Genomic DNA, 21892 nt, shown 5'->3' on the forward strand with positions numbered 1-21892 from the left:
GCAGTAACGGACTTGAGAGCCGCTATTTTATATAAAATAGCCTGATTTTGAGACTAACGGACCGAGAGGCCGTTATATGTCTAAAAAACGGGTGAAGTTACCTCTAAATCTGGGAATAGCGATCCTTAGGTCCATTAGAATTGTGAATTGGACCTTTCTAAGCCAATAAGGTCCTGTCGGTCCGTTAACCAAATAGAGGAGGAGGGGAGAGTCGGGAGGGAGTAAGCAGTAGAAAGGTAGAGAGTAGGGAGTGGAGGTAGAGGTAGAGGTAGAGAGTAGAGGTAGAGAGTAGAGGTAGAGAGTAGAGGTAGAGAGTAGAGGTAGAGAGTAGAGAGTAGAGTGTAGAGTGTAGAGTGTAGAGTGTAGAGAGTAGAGTGTAGAGAGTAGAGAGTAGAGAGTAGAGAGTAGGGAAGCGGGGGCAACGAACGGATGGTTCAACACAAAAAGAGGCTAATAGGCCCACGGCGCACAGCCCAGCCCCAAACGTTAGCGAGTGCGCCCCCCCCCACAGCCCAGCCCCAAACGTTAGCGTGTGCAGATCCGCAGCACTGCGCACTACCGCCCACGCTGCGAGTGCAGAATCACAGCACTCGCAGCGTTTTCCATGCAAAAACAAAGCAAGAGGGCTGAAGTGTACACCTCAGCCCTCTTGCCTGTGCAAACGATGGAGTCTCCCGAAGGGAGACAAAATCTTAGTTGACTCTATCAGTCATGAACCGCCGACGGGCGGTAACTGCACTGCAGAAGCCTTCTTATACCAGCTTCAAATACTCCACTGCTGTCAGCAGCCCCTTATCGAAATTCTCCAGATTAAAATGCTCATTCGGAGCATGCAGATTCTCATCCGGCAAGCCGTAGCCCATCATGACCGCAGGGGCGTTCAATGTGCTGGACAGCTTCTCCACGATTGGAATGGAGCCGCCGTCCTTCGTGAACAGGGCACGTGTGCCGTACACATTCTCGAAGGCATCCGCCGCTTTTTGCAGCATCGGATGGGATGGATCGATGTTGAAGGCAAACGCTTTTTCCTTCGGTTTGAACGTAAGCTTCGAACCGACCGGAGTGTGAGCATGCAAGTGTGCTTCAATTGCGTCAAGAACTGCTTGCGGATCCTGGTTCGCCACCAGGCGGCACGTGATTTTGGCGTGGGCTTCCTTCGGAATGACGGTCTTGCTGCCCTCGCCCTGGAATCCGCCGTACACCCCGTTCAGCTCTAACGTAGGACGTGCACCTACCCGTTCCACGAAGGAGAAGCCTTCTTCACCATACAGGGAATCGAGGCCGAGATCCCGCTTCAGCTTCTCCTCGTCAAATTCCTGCTTGGCAAATTCCTCGCGCATTTCCGGGGACAGCTCAAGTACGCCGTCATAGAAGTCTTTGACAGCGACACGGCCTTGCTCATCATGGAGCGAGGAGAGCAGGGAGACGAGGGCATGCAGCGCGTTAGGCACCCCGCCGCCATATGTACCGGAATGCAGGTCGGTATTGGCTGTTTCGAGTGACAGCTCCAGGGAGCATAATCCGCGGAGGCCCGTAGAAATAGCCGGTTTACCAGGTGCGAGCAGGGACGTATCCGAGATCACAATGGCATCCGCCGCAAGCTTGTCCTTATTGTTGTCGAGATAGAGCGGCAGGTTTGGACTGGATACCTCTTCCTCGCCTTCGATACAAAACTTGATGTTGACCGGAAGCTCCTTCTCCTGTTTCAAAATAGCTTCGACAGCTTTGACATGCAGGAAGAGCTGTCCTTTGTCGTCCGTAGCGCCGCGCGCGTACAGCTTGCCGTTTCGAATATCCGGCTCAAACGGCGGAGTTTCCCACAGATGCAGCGGGTCTACCGGCTGCACATCGTAATGGCCGTATACGAGTATGGTCGGCTTGCCTTCCGCATGCAGATGGTCCGCCGTAATAATAGGGTGTCCTGCCGTCTGATGAACCTCGACATGCTCAAGCCCAGCCTCTCTAAGCTTGCCAGCAAGCCATTCTGCTGCCTTGGCAACGTCGCCTTTGTGCTCGGACAGGGCGGAAATGCTCGGAATGGACAACCATTCCTTCAATTCGTTCAGATGGGCTTCGCGGTGTTCAGCGAAATACGCTTTATAATCAACACTCATCATTTAGGATCCTCCTTGGATTAACATTGGCATACAAGAATGCCGCACCTTACTATTCTACCCCTTTTTAGAAGAATACGAAATATGGCGGAATGAAACTTAAGACTGATCGCGAACATGATTGGGCTGTTGAGATGAAAAATTGTCCAGGAGATTTCTCCAGAACATTCGCAGTGCCGGACTAATCAGTTTATTGCGGTGCCGAACGGCATAGATCTGGCGTTCAGGCAGCCAGGACGGGATGGGCCGCGAACGAAGTTTGCCCTCTGCCAGGTCCTCCTGAATGGCGGCTTCTGCAATCATGCCATACCCGAGACGGTGCCGCACCGCTGATTTCAGTGCCTCGGTACCCGAGATCTCCATCGAAACCTGAAGCTGCAACCGATGTTTGTCCGCCCAGCGGTCAATAAGCTGCCGGCTAATGGAGCCCGGTTCATGGGATACGAAGGGATGTCCGGCCAGATCTTCCGGAAACAAATCTTCTGAACTCCCAAAGGGATGGTCCGGCGCGAATATAAGCACGAGATCATCATGAATCAGCGGCTGGGCGATGAATTCAGGGTCCTCCACTTGCGTGTTCGAGATGATGCCGACATCGAGCTCGTATTTTTTGATTTTTTCGAGAATATAGGCTGCCGGACGGACATCCAGCATGATGGACAGCCCTGGATAATTGAGCTTCAGCTGCTGCAAGAGCGGCGGCAACAAATAGGTGGCTGGCGTATGGGTGCTGCCAATGGCGAGAACCCCCGCGGCCGTTCCCCGGTATACGTCCATTGTCGATTCAGCTTGCTCGGACAGGGAATGGATCTGTGATGCGTAATGATAGAAGGCGTGGCCGGCTTCCGTAAGCTTGATGACATGATAGGACTTGGTATGAAACAGAGCGATGCCAAGCTCTTCCTGCAGCTTGTTCAGATGGAAGGTGACGGTTGGCTGGGTGATGCCAAGCTCTTGAGCTACAAGGTACAGCTTCTTCAGTTCCACGGTGAGAACAAACACTTTTAATTGCTGTAAGTTCATGGATTACATCCCTTTCTTCCAGTTTCATCATCGATCCTATTAATCTTATCCTTCATTTGATAGATATTATTTAACTCTTTGTTAACGCAGCGATAATTTTTAATTGAATCTGGGGCGTTATGCTGAAATGGAATCAAGAAGGCCAATTCAAAACAGGAGGGTGACATGAATAAAAAGACAGGTTTCAAATATGGGATGTTGTTTGCATTAACCGCGCTCATGTGGCTATTGTCGGCATGCGCGCAATCCGATGGACAGCAAACGGTCCGATCGGGAGAAACCACCGTACCCATCGCCAGCGGAAGTGGGGCTTCGGGGCAATCGGAGGTGTCCTCAGGTAACGACAAGGTTGAAGACACCGGGGAAACGATCTATTTATACGGAAATGATTTTGTGGATTTCATTGCTCCGAAGTTTATGGAAGAGACAGGCTTCAAGATTGAAGCCGTGCATTATGGCGGGGGAGAAGCATTGGCCAAAATAGAGGCCGAGCAGGGGAACCCGCAGTGGGACGTGCTGATGATGGACGGTCATGGATCGGTGCGAAATTTAGCTGACCGCGATTTTCTGATGACAGGCTGGCAGCCTGAGAATCTGGGGAATCTGTCTGAGAACGGGAAGGCTTATGTGCCGGAGGATTTCGCCTATTTCCCGGTCGGCATTCATGCAGCTGGCGTGATTGCTTATAACACGGATCGGGTATCGCCAGAGAAGGCTCCGACCACATGGGAACAATTTTTCAAGTATGACGGTCCAGTCGGTCATGCAGATCCTGCTGTAGCAGCGCCTGCCTATCCACTCGTATCTGCGTTTTTTGAACAGTGGGGCGTAGCGGAGGCGGAGCAGAAATATGCGCAGCGTTTTGAGAAGGGACTCCATGTCTATCCCAAGAACGGCCCGGTAGGCAAAGCCTTGTTAAGCGGAGAGATCGAGGTTGCGGCACTTCAGGAGCACAATGCTTATGAACTGAAACTTGCAGGTGAGCCCATTGAGGTGATTTGGCCGGAGGAGGGGGCACCCGGGAGCCTTCGTGTGGTAGCGATCAGCAAACAGGCCAAGAATCCGGCTGCGGCCAAGGCGTTTGTTGAATATATGCTGAAACCCGAGACACAGCAGATGTTAACGGCGCTGGATTCAACGGACAGCTTCTTCACGCCGCTGGTTGAAGGTGTGCCGGCACGAAGTGAACGTGAACCAAACGGTGCCTTTATGCTGCCTTCTGCAAAGTGGGCCTCCGAGCATGAAGTTGAGATCAAAACCTGGTTTGCGGATCAGAACGTAAGGTAGGCAGATTACATGAATACTTCGGAAGCTCGCTATGGAGGCGGGGTAACCCTCCTCCTGTTTGTTTTTATTTTTTTGCCGCTGCTCGCCGTTCTGATCAACGTGATATTTCCCGGACTCTTTTTCGGGCAGATTCAGTCCAGCAGCCTGGGCTTGATCGGAGAAATATTTCATCGTCCGCTGTGGAAACAATCCCTCCTGAATTCAGTCACATTAGCGCTGGGAACGGCCAGCTTTGGTACGATCATCGGAGGCGTTCTGGCTACTATACGGGCAAGATGGAATTTTGCCGCAGCGAGGTTGCTGGATATGACAGCTTGGGTGCTGCTGATCGCTCCCTCCTTCATGATTGCACAGGGCTGGGTATTGTTTGCGAGTGCGGATGGACTGGTTCATCAGTGGCTGGGTCTGACGTGGGTTACCTCGTTCATTTTTCAACCGGCCGGACTAGTGTTTGTCATGTCGCTTAGTAAGTTTCCGCTGGCTTATCTGGCTATCATGGCCGCATCGGAATGGAATATCCGGCAGTTTGGTTACGCGGCCAGACTGAACGGCGCCAAGCCGTTCACCGTGTGGAGAACCGTCGAGCTGCCATTGGCGCTGCCTTCATATGCAGCGGGCTGGACCTTGGTTTTTATGGATTCAATCGGCGATTTCGGGCTGCCTGCCGCATTGGCAACGGTGTATAAATTCCCCACGCTGACCTACTCCATTTACTCGGCTATTTACCAGTCGCCTGTACGTTTTGATATGGCGGGAGTGCTGGCCTTTTACCTGGTCTTGATCCTGGCACTGGCGATGACTCTGCTTATGGTGACCCTTCGCAAATCCAGATTTGACTTTCTGAATGCGAGAGCCGTCAAGCTGGAGAAGGTGAAGCCGCGTTTTGCGTGGATTTACAATCTGTCGATTACGGTTTTTCTTGTTGTGAGCCTCGGGATTCCGATTGGGACGAGTGCTGCGGTATCTCTGCTGAAACAGGCAGGCGGCGGCCTGAATGCGGGTAATTTTACGCTCGATCATTATCGTGAATTATTTGCAGGGCAGGCTGGGGACCACCGGCTGCTGGGTTATCTGGAAGGAATGTATCATTCACTTGCCATTGCTGCCGCTGCCGCATTGTTTAGCATGCTGATCGGGTTTGTTGTTGCCTATATGCTGACCTTCACGGAGTCGAGGCTAAAACCGCTGCTTCAGCTGTTCTCTATCGTTTCATTGGCAGTGCCCGGTGTTGTTCTGGGAATTGGCTATATCTTTATATGGAATCAAAAATGGCTGGAACCGCTTGGTTTGCACTTGTACGGAAAGCCTTCGCTGCTCGTGATTGCGGGCATAGCCGGTGCCATCCCCTACGCGGTCAGGGTCCAGCTTGGAGCGTTCGGCAATTTGTCCAGCACGATGCTGAAGGCAGCCGCTATCCAAGGGGCAAGTGTATTCGAGCGGATGCGGGATATCGTACTGCCCATGGTGCGTCAGTCGTTGCTTATTGCAATTCTGGCTTCGTTTGGAACCAGCGTGTTTGATTTGGCCCTGGCCTCGATGCTGAAACCGGCTAATTATTCGTTGATGCCGCTGGTTATCGACAGAGCTTTTGAATTCTCGCGCTATGGCTATGCTACGGCTGCTACCGTGGTAAGCTGCGGTACCGTGGTGCTGATCATCGTATTGCTTCAAGCAGTGGGGCGTCTTGTATTTCGATGGCTGGATGGCAAGAAATCGCGGTAGATGGAATTGGTTGTCGATAGAGTGTGATCAGACTTGGAAGGGATGGAGAGCGGAATGATCTTAAGGGTAAAAGGCGTATCGAAATCATTCGGCTCACAGCAAGTATTGGAGCCGATCACGTTTGAAGTGGGGGAAGGAGAACGCATCTGCATTCTCGGTCCATCGGGCTGCGGGAAATCGACGCTGCTGCAGATGGTTGCCGGACTTCAGCGCATAGATTCAGGCGAGGTGGAGATGGCGGGTGTCACCGTGGAACGGGGAAGGCACTATGTTCCCCCGGAGAATCGGCCTATCAATATGGTGTTTCAGGATTATGCCCTATGGCCGCATATGACGGTGAAACAGAATATGGAGTACGGGATGAAGCGCCGGAAGCTGGACACTAAAGACAGGGCGGATAAATTGGAACGACTCCAGTCGCTTCTGAAGCTGGAGGGCTTATTGGACCGCCTTCCCGCCCAGCTGTCGGGTGGACAGCAGCAGCGCGTCGGCATCGCAAGGGCCCTGGCAACAGAGCCCAAGCTGCTGTTGATGGACGAACCGTTGTCTAATCTGGACGTTAAGCTTAGAACGGACATGCGCGGTGAACTGGCGAGACTGCTGGGGGAGTTATCCATCGCTTCCTTGTATGTGACGCATGATCGTATGGAGGCATTCACGGTGGCGGATCGGATTCTGATTTTGCGGGATGGACGAATTGATCAATTCGGGGAGCCGAGGGTGTTGTTTGAGAGACCGGCAAGCCCTTGGGTTGCGCAGCTCATGGGATATCACAACCGGCTGGAAGCCGAGCTGGCCCGGAATGGGCAGCCTGAAGCCATACTTGCCGGGCGTCCCATTGCCGGACTTCGCTCAGGCGGGGATATGGGAGACGGCAGAGCCGTGATAATGATCCATCCTGAATCCATCCGGATATGCAGCGAAGAAACTTCGGCAGCAGGAAGCCTGCTGAAGGTGACGGTGGTACAGACGGTGTACGAAGGGACAAGATGGAGAGTCATTGTGGAAACGGCAGATCGGCAGCCCATTCATTTATTCCATGATTGCACGGTGGATGCCGGAAGCGAATTGTGGATACGACTGTCTCCGGATCAAACCATGATATATGCAGACAGCAGCATGCTAGCCCCATGAGCCAGGTGTACGCTGTTTCGGATGTTCATGGTTACGGTCATCTGCTGCAAGCTCTTCTGCTGCATGTGCATTATGATCCGAAGGTGGACCGCTTGTTCCTGCTTGGGGATTATGTAAACAAGGGACCGGATTCAGCAGGGACACTGGATTATGTGAAGGAGCTGTGTGATTCCGGTGCCGTTGCGCTTCAGGGAAACAACGAACGCAAATGGCTGCATCAACGGCCGGAACAAGCTGGGCTTGCGGCTTCCCGTTTCATGAAGTATCAGCAATTCATTGGAACCATGCCGTTATGGACCGAGTATAAACAATATGTGTTTGTGCATGCAGGGATTCGGCCGGGCATTCCGCTTCATGCACAGAGCCCGGTAGAATTAACGGAGATTCGTGAGCCGTTTCTTCTGTCCCCCCGATGCATGGACAAAGTTATTGTGTTTGGTCATACTTCTACGTTTCGTTTGGGTGTACCGCCAGAGGAGCTCTGGCATGGAGACGGTAAGCTGGGAATCGATACAGGTGCAGGCCACGGATACTATTTAAGCCTGGTGAATCTGACCTCTGGCTTACAGTGGTCCATATCGGTTAAACAACCTGGGAGCATTACGTGCCGGAAGATGAAAATAACGGGAGCATTCGGCCTTCCTGAATATATTACTCCATTTCAAGAAGAAAAACGCAGCATCACGGACGAATAGTGATGCTGCGTTTGACAATGGAAGACCTAGATCACTGCAGCATGGATCAGAATTGATCCCAGCCGTTTCCGATCAGTTGACGCTGCAAGAAGGGCAACTGCTGCTGCTGTTGGATGAATTGTTGCCGCTCCTGTTCTCGTAATTGCTGCTGCGAGCGAAGCTGCTCTTGCTCTTGAGCCTGCGTTCGCTGTGGATCAGCAGCATACGCTCCATGCTGCGGTTGTTCCTGTGCCTGAAATTGCTGCTGGAACAACTGCTGCTGTTGCTGCTGTTGATATTGCTGCTGCTGTTGCTGCAGCAGCTCATAGTCACGGTTCACAGGGCTTCCTTGATGGTAGTAGTGCTGGTTGTGATGTGACGGGTGCTGCTGCTGATGCATCGTCTGGCCCTGCACCTCCCCTTGGTGCATGCAGTTCTTAGGCGGCCCGATTACAATCGTATCGGTAATAGGAGCGAAAGTCTCTTTCACTTTGGCTTCATCCAGGCAATACGTATGGGCGAAGACATTGGCCGGGGTTAATCTGAAGAGGTCGGAGCCAGGAATGAATTCAGGCACAGGCGCATCAAAGATGGCTAACAGATGGGTATTGTCAGCCGTCGCCATTTCATAATGCCACCAGCCTTGAGGCACAAGCGCGACCTGACCCGGCAAGACCGGGAAGTTCAGCAGCTCCTTGGTGAACGGATTAATGATGGAGACGATGGCCGCTCCGGAAATGACATACACCAACTCGGATGCATTCTGATGAGTATGCGGTTCGACCACATTTCCGGTGCTGAGATGAATATCCAGCAGAGAAGCGTTGCCGAGCGTGTTCAATTCTTTTACCGAGAGTGAATTAATATAGTTTTGATTGTCTTTTTTGAAAATTTGGTTATTGTTCAGATCATAAGTATAACGAACAGATGGAGAGGTGAAATCCATATAAGAGACTGCCACGGTGATTCCTGCCCTTCATAATGTAATAGGCGTTGACCCATAGGATACGTTATTCGGATGGGCAAACATCCGTGAGCCCATTTTCGACAAGGCGGCAGCAAGCCACCCGTTAGCCGGGTGGCTTGCAATAATGTAATAGGAAGGGGGAAGCACCTTACCTGTCAGGTCGATTGTGGCAGCAGCGCTCTTTTACCGGCAGCGAAACTGATAAGTCCGGCTGCGAGACCAAGAGCGAGCACAACTCCTCCGAGCCATGGATGGTATTGAAGCGTGGATGTCGTGTTTAACATGAAGCCCCCTGCACCCGCTCCTGCAGCTAACCCGAAGTGAACAACAGAGGTGTTCAGGCTGAGAATCAAATTGGAAGAGCCCGGTGCCCGCTGGATAAAATAACTCTGGACAGCGGGACCTGCCGCAAACATGGACAGTACCATGATGCTTATCAGCATGAGTCCAATGAGCGACTTGCCCGAGAGCAGCGGGAGAAGAGCAAATACCCCAATATGAATGAGTGTACTGAGAGTGATCACCCTGGGTGGCCCAAACCGGTCGATAGCATACCCACCCAGCTTGGAGCCGATAGCCCCAAAGAGACCGAATACCAGCATCATGAGACTGATGCTTGAGGGCTTGATATGAAAAATATCCTGGATAAACGGGGTAATGTACGTGAACAGCACCGAATTGCCGGATTCCCGGAAGAAGGTGAGAAACAGGGCGCTCAGGATCACTATACTTCCCAGCACTTTGAACTGCTGATGAAAGGGAACGGCCGCGTCCCCTTCGACATCCGGCAGGAGCTTGGCAAGGACAAAGGCAACCAACAGAGTGAGCAGAGCCAGCAGCAGGAAGATGGATTGCCAGTTCAGCATATTGGTTATCGTGATGCCAATCGGAACTCCAAGCACCATGGCGCTGCTGAACCCGAGAACGATGGTACCGATCGCACGGCCCAATTTATCCGGGGGTACCAATTTGGCTGCGGTTCCCATTGCGGCAACGAGATACACCCCTGAGCTAATCCCCAGGATGATGCGGGAACCCATAAGCAGCCATACATGGCTGCTGGCATAGGATGCGAGACTGCCGACAATGAACAACAGAAGCGAGCCGAGCAGCACCTTTTTACGGTTGATTTGCGATGTGAGCGAAACCAGAAACGGTGTCCCGATGGCAAAGGCAAGTGAATACGCGGTGATTAACTGACCGGCAAGCGCCAGTGAAATATGGAGATCGTCTGCGATTGCATACAGGATACCCGAGACGACCAGTTCAGAGGTGGCGGTAAGAAAGACACCAAGCGCTAATAAATATATCGTGAATGGTTTCATGTAAATTCATCCCTTCGGTTATGGCATCCGGTCTTGCGAATCATGGCTAGCACATGCTGCAGCCGGTTTAGGAAATGCTCGAGATCTCGTTGTGTTTGTATTATAAGCAGAGCACATATATTATGTAAGAAGGCAAAGCAATTGGACATTATCCAAACATTTTGATTAACTTACTATTCGTAAGCGGTGGGGTGAGGCTGTGGAACCCGTTAGGGAAGAGTTTCAGGAAAAGCCAGCGTTCAATCATATCTGTTCGGTGCTGCAAATTCTTGGTGCCAAATGGGCGTTTCTTGTCATCGCGCAGTTATCCCAAGGACCGAAACGCTTTAACCAGCTTCATCGGGATGCAGCTATCATCAAGACACAATCCTTAACGGATGTGCTTCGACATTTGGAAGGCAGCGGTATCGTAAGGCGCGAGGTTTTCCCTACGGTGCCCGTGTCCGTGGAGTATTCCTTGACGGAGAAGGGGATGGATTTTCTGGACTCTTTGAAGGAAATGGAGAAGTGGGCGGAAAAATGGGGCGTGGAGCAATCCTCATAAGGTTGATAAGTGAAACGATACGGAGTTTAAGAACTCATTTCTTGTTGTTGATGACAGGAAATGAGTTTTCTTTTTTTTGAGAATTTCGTATTCTTATAGATAACATTTTCAGATCTGGAATGAAGTGATGGGGAGGGGCTGCCGCTTGCGAATCCATAAGATTAACCTGCTGACCAAGCTGTTGATTTCCTATTTGCTTGTCCTGATGTTTCCCGTGATTGTCATCCTGTGTTATTACTATCCCTATTCGGCAGACGTAGTGAAAGAGAAGGAGATGGACTGGAATGCGCATATTACGGAACAGTTCATGACATCAATGGATACCTTTACCCGGTATGTGTACAATCTGCCGTTTGAGCTGGTACAGAATCGGGAGTTCAAGATGTACAAAGCGGAGGAAAGTGACTACCAGCGGGTCATCATCGCCAATGAGATGAAAAAATACAATGCAACCGATGCGTTTATTTACAACACCTTGCTGTATGTGAAGAACATCGGTTATTTGTTTTCTAAAACTGGAAGCGCATACAGCATGGAGGATCTCTCCATTCCTGGGGTCGGCTATTATTATGAAAACTGGGAGCACCAAGATATGATACAGACCCTGAATGATCTCAAAGCCCCTATCGTCCGGCCGGTTGAGAATGTGGTTGTGCCTGGCAACAATCGTGTCAGAATGCTGACCTTTGTGCAGCCGCTTCCGGTAGGAGGCACCCATTCGCCCGGAGTCGTTATGATTATGGTTAAGGAAGATACGATTGTCCGCATGATGAAGTCTGTTTCGGAGATTTATAGCGGCGATTTCTTTGTGTTTGACGGCCAGGGAAGGAGATTGGTTTCTTCCAATGAGACGTCCTACCAGTCTTCCGATGATTTCCGGGCGCTTGTGCAGGGCATAGGGGAGGAGCGTTCTCCCACCTCCGGCATCTACGCGATCAGTGGATCGGACTATCTGGTATCCCACTCGGTTTCAGACAAGAACGGCTGGAAATATGTCAGTCTGCTGCCTGTATCCCAATCTCTGAAGGGCATTCGAACGATACAGCTGAACACGGTTGTTCTTGTCGGGCTGATTCTGCTGCTCGAAGTGTTCATCATCTATGTATCCATCCGTAAAAATTATCAGCCGATTCGGCGTCTGGTTGATCTCGCTGTTCATGTCTTCGAGCCGCAGGAGCGAAGGCCGATGAATGAAATCGATACGATCAAGTACACGCTGGAGGAGCTTTCACAAGCGAATAGCAAGCTGGACGAGCATGTGAAGGGATCCTTGCCGATCATGCGGGACAACCTGCTGTTCGAGCTGGTGAGCGGGCAATATGCAGACTGGGAGGAATGGGAACAGGAAGCCGGAAGGATAGGCATTAGGTTTAAATATGAACACTTTACGGTTGCCGTGGTATGCTGTGAATCGGATGCCGGAGCAACCGAGAAGATCTTGGCGTGCTGCCGCAAATACGAAGAGCTGCTGCCGGACGGGGTGCAGACCTTCTTCTTCAAGAGCATCTATCAGCATGAGCTGATTCTGGCAAGCTCCCATGAGAGTGATTTCCCCCTCGAATCCTGTCTTGAAAGCATGCAAGAGTCATTGTTGAAGCACAATGGACTGCGAACGGTGATTGGCATCGGCAAACCTGTACGAGCACGATCACCGGTGGATATTCATGTGTCGTACCTGCAGGCGCTTCGGACGGCGGAGTTTCTGCGGATACGCAAAACCGGTTCGGTGCTGATATTTGATGACATGGAAATTCCCCAATCTGGCGCCGTATCCTATTTTGCCGAATTTCTGCAGTCGCTTGAGCTCTCGATTCTGAAGAATGATGCCGTGATGCTGGCTTCCTTGTCGGAGCGTATGATCGGGTATTTAAGCAATGACAGTTTACCGCCGCATATGATCCGAAGTGTATACCTGAACACGGTTACCGTTATCTTCAACGGGCTCCAGCGGTTCCGTCATGATGATCAGAGCCTCTTGCGGCTGACCGATGCCGCGTTCAAACATCGCTATACGCTGGAGCAGATGATCGGAATCATCCGGGAAAGCTGTACCAAGCTGTGCGATATGATCAGCGAGACGCTGCCGCTTGCCCGTCCGGCTACCCAAGAGGCGATTCTATCCATCATTGCGGAAAAAGGAATGGATCCGAACTGCTCGCTGCAGATGATGGCCGATTATTTTGATATGTCGGTCTCCAACTTCAGCCATCATTTTAAGAAAACGATGGGGCAAAATTTTAAAGAGTACATTGATCAGCTTCGGATTCAAAAATCCATTCAGCTTCTGCGAGACAGCGAAGAGACGCTTGAAGCTATATCTCAACAGGTGGGGTACACCAGCACCTCGAGTTTTATCCGCTCCTTCAAGAAGATGGTGGGTACAACGCCCGGACAATATCGGAATACACATAAAGCCTGAACGAAAGACCGTTGATGCCGAGATCCACGGCAGCCTCCAAGCGGTCTTTTTGTAAACTTATGCCCTTATATTCCGCCTCGCACGATTTCTTTTCGAAGATGAAAGAGCTTCAATTTTTGAATATATGCAATATTTGAATCCTTCTGGCCGACAGGCAACGGGTGCGGTTGTTGATCCGATAAATATAAGCGCTTTCAAAAAATGAAGATCCTTAAAAAACTGTGCGTTTACGCAGCTCGTCACCTCCAATTAGAGTGAAATGTGTCCGCAGGCAAGGCGAAATTCAAGGCTGCAATCCCTATGGATCAGACCCACAAACTAAACCAGGAGGTAATGAAATGAAGAAAAAGGTAAACGTTTTCATCTCTTTTATCGTCATCACTGCACTGCTGTTAACGGGATGCAGCGGAGCCGGAGACGACCATAACGAATCGGCGGAATCGCCCGGAGACGCATCAGGCAAGAAAGTGAAGTTGACAGCTCTTATTACCAAGCATCCCCTTACGAAACCTCTTGCTGAAATGGAATGGCTGCAGAAGGTTGAGGAAGCGGCAGGCGTGGAGATCGAATGGCAGGAAATCACGGCCGACTGGGGACAGAAAAAAGGAACGATGCTTGCCAGCGGCGATACCCCCGATCTGTTCATCGGGCCGAACGTCATTACAGATGCCGATTTCGCCCAGTTCCAGGGACTGTTCCAGGATCTGTCCAGTATGCTGGATCAGGCACCCAACGTACAGACTATGTTTAATGAAAAACCGGATACCAAAGTGATTGCAACGCAGTCTGACGGCAAAATATACGGTCTCCCGAAATATCAGCGGTTCTGGCCGGCCTCGGCCAGCAGGCAATTCATTAACCAGCAGTGGCTGGATAACCTCGGACTTGGCATGCCGACAACGTGGGATGAATTGTATGAAGTGCTCGTGGCATTCAAAGAGAAGGATGCCAACGGCAATGGCAACCCGAATGACGAGATCCCGATGGATTGGCCGGGAGGCATCGGCGGATACTTTAATCCTGCTGTTCTTCTCGGAAGCATGGGCATCACGCTGACGGACGGCAGCGGGCAGGGCTATTTTGTGGAAGATGGGCAAGTGAAGAATTTTCTGACCGATGATCGGTACAAAACGATGGTTTTGTTCCTGAACAAGCTGTACAAGGCAGGGCTGATCAATCCGGAAGTGTTCACCCATGATTATACAAAATATCAATCTATCGCCCGCGGTGAAGGAGACACGGCCAAGGTTGGCTTCACCTGGGGATGGGTTGCCTCCGACCGTTTCGGTGAGCAGCTGGCACCGCAGTATGCCTCCATGCCGCAGCTCAAAGCATTCGCGGATTACAACGGGAAGCTGTCATGGAGCTATGACTATTACTCCCTGAATTATGGGCCGAACCATATCGTCATGTCCGCCAAGACCAAGAACAAGGAAGCGGCCATGAGATTCATTAATGAGTTATATGCGCCTGAGGTGGGAATGCAGGTGCTGTTTGGCTCCATCGGTCCCAATATTAAAGATAACGGTGACGGTACATATGCCGTTCTGCCTCCAGCTGATGCCAAGATGGACCCGGGCACATGGAAATGGACCTCGACGATGGCGGATAACGGTGCTTTCTATATACCGGATTCCTTAAAGCTGACACTCGGTACCGATATGCAGGAGGTGCTGGGACAATCGGAGCCACTGGAGCCTGCATTAGAGGTTGACCCTGACAAGGATGTATTCCCCGGCATGTTCATCAAATATTCCACCATCGACAACAACACCATGAGCCTGAACAACACCAACGTGATGAACCTGGCAGAATCCAGCTTTGCGAAATGGGTAACCAAGGGCGGCGTGGAAGCGGAGTGGGATTCGTATATCAAGGAGAGCCAGAAGGCTGGCCTGAAGCAGAATCTTGAGATTATGCAGAAATATTATGATGATTACATGAATCAAAACTAGGAGGGAGGATATGGAATCCCGAAAAAGACGGAACACCTTCAGACGTGATTATCAGCTGTGGATCATGATTTTTCCGGCTATCATCGTCATCCTGCTGTTCAATTATATTCCCATGTACGGAATCCAGCTTGCATTCCGAGATTATGACTTCAGCCAAGGCTTGACCGGAGGCGAGTGGAGGGGGTTTGCCTATTTTCAGCAATTCATCGACAGCTACTTGTTCACGGATCTGATGCGAAATACGTTTCTAATCAGTCTGGCAACGATCGTGCTTGGTTTTCCGGCACCGATCCTGCTGGCATTGATCCTTAATCAGATTCGCAGAAAAAGAATGAAACAGCTGATGCAGACAACAGTCTATTTGCCCCATTTCATATCCATCATCGTGCTGGTCGGCATGCTGAATGTGCTGTTATCCTCTGAGACCGGGGTTGTCGGCCATTTCATGAAGGCGCTGGGACTCGGTCATATTAATCTGCTGGCCTCCACCTCGACCTTTATCCCGGTGTATGTGCTCTCCGACATATGGCAGCACTGCGGATGGAACAGCATTATCTATCTCGCAGCCCTGTCCACCGTGGACCCCCAGCTGTATGATGCCGCCAAAATCGATGGAGCCAGCCGGTGGCAGACGATCCGGTATGTCGACATACCTGCGCTCATACCAACCATCATCATCCTGTTTATTCTCAGCATGGGGAATATCCTTGGCACCGGCTTCGAGAAAATATTCCTGATGCAGAATCCGCTGAACCTTCCTGTCTCTGAGGTCATTGCAACATACGTTTATAAAATTGGGATCATATCGAATCAATTCAGTTTGGCCTCGGCCATCGGCTTGTTTAATACACTCATCAATTTTGTATTCCTGTATGCGATGAACACCATCTCGAAGAGAATGTCCGAAACGAGCCTATTCTAATGCTTGGGAAAGGAGAAACGGTTGTGGAACATGAATATACCAGAAAGCGCGTCAATGGCAAGGAATTGATGTTCAGAATAACATTGGCATTTCTGTGTGCTTTTATTTTTCTTCTGGTCGCGTACCCGCTCTATTTTATCGTGATTGCTTCCTTCAGCGATTCCACGCTGGTGTCGACGGGGAAGGTCATGTTTATCCCCAAAAATATAAGTTTTTTCGGTTATCAGGAAATCTTCAAGGATATGCGGATCTGGACCGGCTATCGAAATACGTTGTTTTATACGGTCTTCGGCACCCTGATTAATATGCTGTTTACGCTTCCGGCAGCGTATGTGCTGTCCAGAAAAGAGTTTCGTGCAAGGCGGATTATCATGTTGATTTTTGTCATTACGATGTTTTTCAACGGAGGGCTGATCCCCACATACCTGCTGATGAAGGGGCTTGGTCTGACCAATACGATATGGGTGTTTATTCTCCCGTTTTCCGTGAATGTGTTCTATTTGATCATTGCCCGGACGTTTTTTGAGAACTCGCTGCCGCAGGAGCTGCACGAAGCGGCCGTCATGGACGGCTGCTCGCACTTCACCTTTTTTTTCAAAGTGGCGTTGCCGCTGTCCAAAGCCTTGGTATCCGTCATCGGGCTCTATTATTTGGTTGGGCACTGGAATGATTTCTTCACGGCCCTGATCTACATTCGGGATACGAAACTGCAGCCGCTGCAAATTGTTCTGCGGGACATTCTGCTATCGAATCAAGTATTCTCGAGCGGTGCGGGAACTGGGGGAGATGCAGGAGGATACGCTCAAAGATATGCTGACCAGATTAAGTATGGCGTCATTATTGTATCCACGCTTCCGATCCTGCTTATATATCCGTTTATGCAAAAATACTTCGAGAAAGGTGTTATGATCGGCTCTATCAAAGGGTAACTGGTTACGAATACTTGCAGCTGCTGATAAGGACAGAGATCCCCTTCGGGGGATCTTTGTCGTTCATGAGAATCACGGAAATTGCGAACAAGGGACGTACAGGTAACGATTAGCACCCTCGATATAACAAATGTCACCTTCAAAACAGCAGAAACATTTGTTACAATCTATCCAAATTGATGACGCTATAAGGAGTGGGAAGTTTGACCCGCAAAACGATGACGATGGTGCTGATGTTTTTACTCTTTTTTGTAAGCGCTTGCTACAATCAAAAGCAGGACCGTTATGATGTCATCTATCGAATGGAACCGGTAAAAGCGAGCTCATCTTCTTCCATTGAGGATAAAGAGCCCCGTCCCTTTACGATCGGCATCGTTCCCAAGGTGACGGGCATTCCTTACTTTAACGTGGTGGAAGACGGTGCTGTGGAAGCGGCCAAGGATTTGAACGTGAACGTAATCTACGATGGTCCGCTGATTGCCGATGCCGAGCAGCAGATCAAAGTTATCGAAGACATGATCAAGCGAAAGGTCGATCTGCTTGCGATATCGGCTAATGATCCTAAGCGGCTTGTGCCCGTGCTGACCCAGGCCAAGGAACAGGGAATCCGGGTTATCACCTGGGATGCCGATACCCTGCCTGAGGCCAGGGAGCTGTTCGTGAATATGGTGGATCCCGAGACACTCGGCCGCCATCTGCTGGATACGCTCGCCTGGACGATGGGAGAAGAAGGGGAATATGCCATCATGACCGGCGCTCTTTCCGCTTCAAACTTGAACGAATGGATCAAATGGATTCGTTATCAGCAGACGCATTATTATCCTGGCATGGAGCTGGTGGAGATTGCGGCAACGGATGATAATCCGCAACAAGCATACGAGGTCGCCCGGGAGCTGCTTAACAAGCATCCTGATCTGAAGGGGATCATCGGCAATTCCTCGGTAGGACCGCCGGCGGCCGCACAGGTGGTCAGCGAGACGGGCAAGAAGGGCGATATCAAGGTGGTTGGCCTGTCGACACCCAATCTGATGAAATCCTATCTTCAGGACGGCTCCGCCCAGATGGCGACACTATGGAGTCCGAAGAAACTGGGGTATCTGACGGTGGTAATTGCCAAGAATTTGCTGGAAGGCAATCTCCCTGTCCATGGCCAGGAAATCGAGAATGTAGGCAGCATCCGGTTCAACGGGGATGTAGTCATTATGGGCGAGCCGCTTGATTTCACAAGAGAGAACGTGAGCCAATATGACTTCTGAGAGACGGCGGCGGTTAAGGTTTAACCATTACAGGCTGAGCACGAAGCTGATTCTGACCTATATCGTGTTAACCGTGATTCCGATGGCTGTGCTCGGAATCTTCTCCTTTATCCAATATAAGGAATCCATCGAGGAACAGATCGGGGAATACATGCCGCGATTTTTGAGACAGGCGAACGCCAATATCGACAATCATATTGCGGATGTGATGGCGATGCCCAAGCTGCTGCTGAATTCGGAGAATACACTGGCGATCCTGCGCAAGGATTCCTACCAGAGCCAGGCGGATCAGAACAAAGACCAGTATGCGGTGAATAATTATTTGACGCGGACGTACCTGAACGGGAGCAATAGCGACATTCTAGGCGTATTTGTATTATCCAGGAACCGGCTGTTCCACACCTCAAGGATCCCGTTTACCGGTCTGGATTGGGAGAGCATGCTTACGCCGTATGGTCAGGACATGGATTTGAGAGGGAAGGAAAAAATCATTCTTCCCAGCGAGATCAAACTCCGGTTTGACGGGGATATCCCTTATGTCATGATCATGAAGCAGATTCAGGACACGGACAACCGCAAGGACCTGGGTACCATGTTTATAGCGGTGCAGCTCACATTCATCGATCGGATCCTGCTGGACTTTGAGCAGAATGAGGATGCCGAGATTGCCATGGTCAGTCTCAAAGGCGAGGTCATCTACCACACCCGTCATGAGCTTATCGGATCGATGGATATGGCGGTTCATGAGTATCCGATCTGGAACGGGAGCTTCAGGGAAAGCCGGAGCGAGAAGCTGATCAGTGTAACGGAATCGCAGACATTTGAAGGAATTCTGGTTCACAGCATTCCCCTTGAGGATCTGACAGCCCGAACGGATTGGACAAGAACACTCAGTATTATGATTTTTAGCGGATTTGTGATCGTGACGACTTGCTTGACGGTTGTGTTTGTGCTGCGTGTGATGAGCCCGATCAAGAAGCTGATTCATCTGATGAAGGAGGTCGAGCGCGGGAAATTCCAGGTTGGCTTGAACATGCAGCGACAGGATGAGGTAGGCATTCTGGTCCGCAGCTTTAATTCGATGATTGCGACCATTCGGGAGCTGATTGAGAAGAACTATGATATCAAAATCCGGCAGAAAGAGGCAGAGCTGTATGCGCTGCAATCGCAGATTGATCCCCACTTTATGTACAACACGCTGGAGACGATCAGCATGGCCGCAGAGGAGGGAGAGAAGGAAGCTGTTGTGGGCATGGTGACACAGCTTGGACGAATGCTGCGGTTCTCGGTAGGCAACAAATCGAGGTTTGTCCCTGTTCGGGAGGAGCTGCAGCATGTCATGGACTATTTGACGATCCAGAAGTTTCGTTTTGAACAGCGGCTGTCGTTTGATATCCTGGAGCCTCACGATTTGGAGTTGTATTATACGCCGAAATTCATCGTGCAGCCGATTGTGGAGAATGCCGTCAAGTATGGACTCGAGTCCCGTGACAAGCTGATTGTCGAAATCCTTGTAAGCAGGGAGCTTGGTCTGCGAAGCGGTATGGAGGATATCGTGATCAAGGTCAGGGATAACGGGCCCGGGATTCCCTCCAGGCGGCTGTTGGAGGTGGAAGAGTCGCTCAGGCAGCAGACCCTTACAGGCAAAGATTCAGAGTTCGGACTGGGGAACGTCAACACCCGGATTGTGATGATGCATGGGCCTCATTATGGCATGCAGCTGCACAGCGTTGAAGGGAAGGGGACCGAGGTCACCCTTCGAATTCCAATGATCCGTTTAGAGGATGTATCTGATCTTGAACAAGATTGAGCAGGGAGGGACAAGGGGATGGAAGCCATACGCACGATCATCGTAGATGATGAGGCACGGATCCGCAGAGGCATTGGACGGTTATTGTCTACTTGCGAAGGAAATTGGGAAGTCGTTGCTGTGCTCTCAAGCGGCTTGGAGGCGCTGGAGTATATGGATCAAAGCCATGGCGACATCGATCTGTTGATTACAGATATCAGAATGCCGGATATGGACGGGCTGACTCTCGTGAAGGAGGCGAAGCGCCGATACACCTTCTACCCGGTTATGATCAGCGGGTACAACGATTTTGAATATATGCAGACCGCCATCCGTGAAGGAGCGGTGGATTATATTATGAAGCCGGTTGACCGGGAGCAGTTCCGGCGACGGATGAAGGAGATCAGTGCGATCATTCTCCAGAACAAGCGAAACCGCCTGCATCTCCATAAGATGGAGCGGGAATTGAAATTAACGCGGCAAACGCAAATGCTGAGTTACGTCACTTCCGCGGGACTGGATATGGGAAGGCTCGGTTACTGGGTGGAGGATTTTCCGAAGGGCTTGTATGTGCTGTTATATATAAGTCTTGATCCGGTACCGGTCAAGTCCAGAAGCTATACCTCCAAGGATTGGGAGGCCTTTGATTATGCGATGGAAAATATCATCATCGAGGTAGCGGACCGTATGCAGGAGCAATACGAGGGGCGGATGGAAAAATGGTGCTGGAAGGGCGGCGATTCCGACTACTGGGTGATGCTTCACAGTAATGGAAACCCGGAAGCCACTGAAATCGAGCAATCGGCCAGTGATTTATCTGCAAGCATTCGTACAGCTATCGCGCTGCATACGCCATTTAGTGTGTCGGTGTCCTACGGCAATCGAATGGAGGATCTGTATATGCTTCCAGAGGCGCGGCAGCGATCCCTGTCGCTGATGAATTACCGCTTGCTCTACGGCAGTAACCGGACCTTTCACGATGATATGGCCGATTGGGCGGTGGAACGGATGGATAGTGAGCTTGCCCATTTCGCCCACCGGCTGCGGGCGGTGGCGGAGCAAGCCAATACGGAGGAAGCCGCTGCCTTGTCGCAGCAATTCTTCCAGCGGCTCAGTCAGATCAACTCCCCGATGACGATTCAATATGCGGTACAGAACGCCTATATTCAAATCCATTCCGTAGGCATTGAATATGTCAGCGGTGATACCGTACCGGTATCGCTCGAGAAGGGGATTCAGTCGTTATCCCGGGCGGCACATTTACATGTGTTGAAAAAGGAGCTGGACACGCTGATTCTTGATGTCATATCCCTGGTGCGCGACTCCCGCCAGAGCGGCAGCCTTAAGCCGGTGGAGCAGGCGAAAGCCTGGATCGTTGCCCATTTGGGGAGCGATCTTAGCATAAAATCCATTGCCGATCGAGTGTACATGAATCCTTCCTATTTCAGCAGAACCTTCAAGATGCAAACCGGTGTCACGGTGCTGGATTACATTACAAATCTGCGTATGGAGAGAGCCAAAGAGCTGCTGACTGACGCTAAACATAAGGTTTCGGATGTATGCAGTTTAGTCGGATATCAGGATGTGAAGTACTTCAGCCGGCAGTTTAAGCAGCGGTACGGGGAGACGCCTTCGAAGTACAGGGAGCGGCTGGAAGGAGCAGATTAAGAATGAATATCGTGCAGAAGCGAGACGGCCCCTGTCATTAGTGATGGAGGCTGTTGTAGTACCGACATGTGTGGTGCGCTTGTCGATTAAAATATTCATGAAGTGGATACCGGCATAATAGCAATTGATAAGAAATGACGACATGTTGTAATTGGTAGACTAAG

General features: G+C 50.8%; 16 protein-coding genes. 12 read left to right on the top strand and 4 right to left on the bottom strand.

Annotated elements, in window-relative coordinates; translation table 11 throughout:
* Positions 1 to 752: 752 nt before the first annotated feature.
* Entirely contained in the window at positions 753 to 2114 is a 1362-nt protein-coding gene (locus PGL02S_RS03780; RefSeq protein WP_036641502.1) for a dipeptidase, read from the bottom strand.
* Between the two features lie 99 nt (positions 2115 to 2213).
* Positions 2214 to 3137, bottom strand: a complete 924-nt coding sequence (locus PGL02S_RS03785; RefSeq protein WP_036641442.1) for a LysR family transcriptional regulator — start codon at positions 3135 to 3137, stop codon at positions 2214 to 2216.
* 165 nt (positions 3138 to 3302) lie between these two features.
* Between PGL02S_RS03785 and PGL02S_RS03790 the strand changes: the two genes are divergently transcribed.
* The 4 genes from PGL02S_RS03790 to PGL02S_RS03805 are packed head-to-tail and all read left to right on the top strand — an operon-like array spanning position 3303 to position 7975.
* Positions 3303 to 4424 (top strand): extracellular solute-binding protein, encoded by a 1122-nt coding sequence (locus PGL02S_RS03790; protein ID WP_036641443.1) that lies wholly within the window; start codon positions 3303 to 3305, stop codon positions 4422 to 4424.
* 9 nt (positions 4425 to 4433) lie between these two features.
* A complete protein-coding gene (locus PGL02S_RS03795) occupies positions 4434 to 6146 on the top strand; it encodes an ABC transporter permease (protein WP_036641444.1) in 1713 nt (570 codons plus the stop codon).
* A gap of 54 nt (positions 6147 to 6200) precedes the next feature.
* Positions 6201 to 7280 carry an ABC transporter ATP-binding protein gene (locus tag PGL02S_RS03800; RefSeq protein ID WP_036641503.1) on the top strand — a complete coding sequence of 360 codons (1080 nt, stop codon included), beginning with the start codon at positions 6201 to 6203 and terminating at the stop codon, positions 7278 to 7280.
* Positions 7277 to 7975: a metallophosphoesterase gene (locus PGL02S_RS03805; RefSeq protein ID WP_006211893.1), complete on the top strand. Its 699-nt coding sequence runs from the start codon at positions 7277 to 7279 to the stop codon at positions 7973 to 7975. Before PGL02S_RS03800 ends, PGL02S_RS03805 begins: the two co-directional genes overlap by 4 nt.
* A gap of 46 nt (positions 7976 to 8021) precedes the next feature.
* On the opposite strand, the gene PGL02S_RS03810 is transcribed toward PGL02S_RS03805, so the two are convergent.
* Positions 8022 to 8915, bottom strand: coding sequence for a cupin domain-containing protein (locus PGL02S_RS03810; protein ID WP_036641445.1), 894 nt, complete (start codon positions 8913 to 8915; stop codon positions 8022 to 8024).
* Positions 8916 to 9076: 161 nt separating this feature from the next.
* Entirely contained in the window at positions 9077 to 10246 is a 1170-nt protein-coding gene (locus PGL02S_RS03815; protein ID WP_036641447.1) for an MFS transporter, read from the bottom strand.
* Between the two features lie 199 nt (positions 10247 to 10445).
* Here PGL02S_RS03815 and PGL02S_RS03820 point away from each other — a divergent pair, with 199 nt between their 5' ends.
* From PGL02S_RS03820 to PGL02S_RS03855, 8 genes are all read left to right on the top strand, one after another.
* On the top strand, positions 10446 to 10790 hold the full coding sequence (locus tag PGL02S_RS03820; RefSeq protein ID WP_006211889.1) for a winged helix-turn-helix transcriptional regulator: 345 nt from the start codon (positions 10446 to 10448) through the stop codon (positions 10788 to 10790).
* 145 nt (positions 10791 to 10935) lie between these two features.
* Complete coding sequence (locus PGL02S_RS03825; RefSeq protein ID WP_036641448.1) at positions 10936 to 13209, top strand: helix-turn-helix domain-containing protein; 2274 nt, start codon at positions 10936 to 10938, stop codon at positions 13207 to 13209.
* A gap of 338 nt (positions 13210 to 13547) precedes the next feature.
* A complete protein-coding gene (locus tag PGL02S_RS03830) occupies positions 13548 to 15164 on the top strand; it encodes an ABC transporter substrate-binding protein (protein WP_036641449.1) in 1617 nt (538 codons plus the stop codon).
* A 10-nt stretch (positions 15165 to 15174) separates the two neighbouring features.
* A complete protein-coding gene (locus PGL02S_RS03835; RefSeq protein WP_006211888.1) occupies positions 15175 to 16086 on the top strand; it encodes an ABC transporter permease in 912 nt (303 codons plus the stop codon).
* Positions 16086 to 17015, top strand: coding sequence for a carbohydrate ABC transporter permease (locus PGL02S_RS03840; RefSeq protein WP_036641450.1), 930 nt, complete (start codon positions 16086 to 16088; stop codon positions 17013 to 17015). The genes PGL02S_RS03835 and PGL02S_RS03840 overlap by 1 nt, the downstream gene beginning before the upstream one ends.
* A gap of 194 nt (positions 17016 to 17209) precedes the next feature.
* Positions 17210 to 18271, top strand: coding sequence for an autoinducer 2 ABC transporter substrate-binding protein (locus PGL02S_RS03845; RefSeq protein ID WP_235187413.1), 1062 nt, complete (start codon positions 17210 to 17212; stop codon positions 18269 to 18271).
* Complete coding sequence (locus PGL02S_RS03850; protein ID WP_036641451.1) at positions 18261 to 20081, top strand: cache domain-containing sensor histidine kinase; 1821 nt, start codon at positions 18261 to 18263, stop codon at positions 20079 to 20081. Before PGL02S_RS03845 ends, PGL02S_RS03850 begins: the two co-directional genes overlap by 11 nt.
* A gap of 18 nt (positions 20082 to 20099) precedes the next feature.
* Complete coding sequence (locus PGL02S_RS03855) at positions 20100 to 21728, top strand: response regulator transcription factor (protein ID WP_036641453.1); 1629 nt, start codon at positions 20100 to 20102, stop codon at positions 21726 to 21728.
* The last annotated feature ends 164 nt before the right edge of the window (positions 21729 to 21892 follow it).

Origin of the sequence: Paenibacillus glucanolyticus NBRC 15330 (assembly GCF_004000885.1) — a bacterium.
GTDB classification, from domain to species: Bacteria; Bacillota; Bacilli; order Paenibacillales; family Paenibacillaceae; genus Paenibacillus_AQ; species Paenibacillus_AQ glucanolyticus.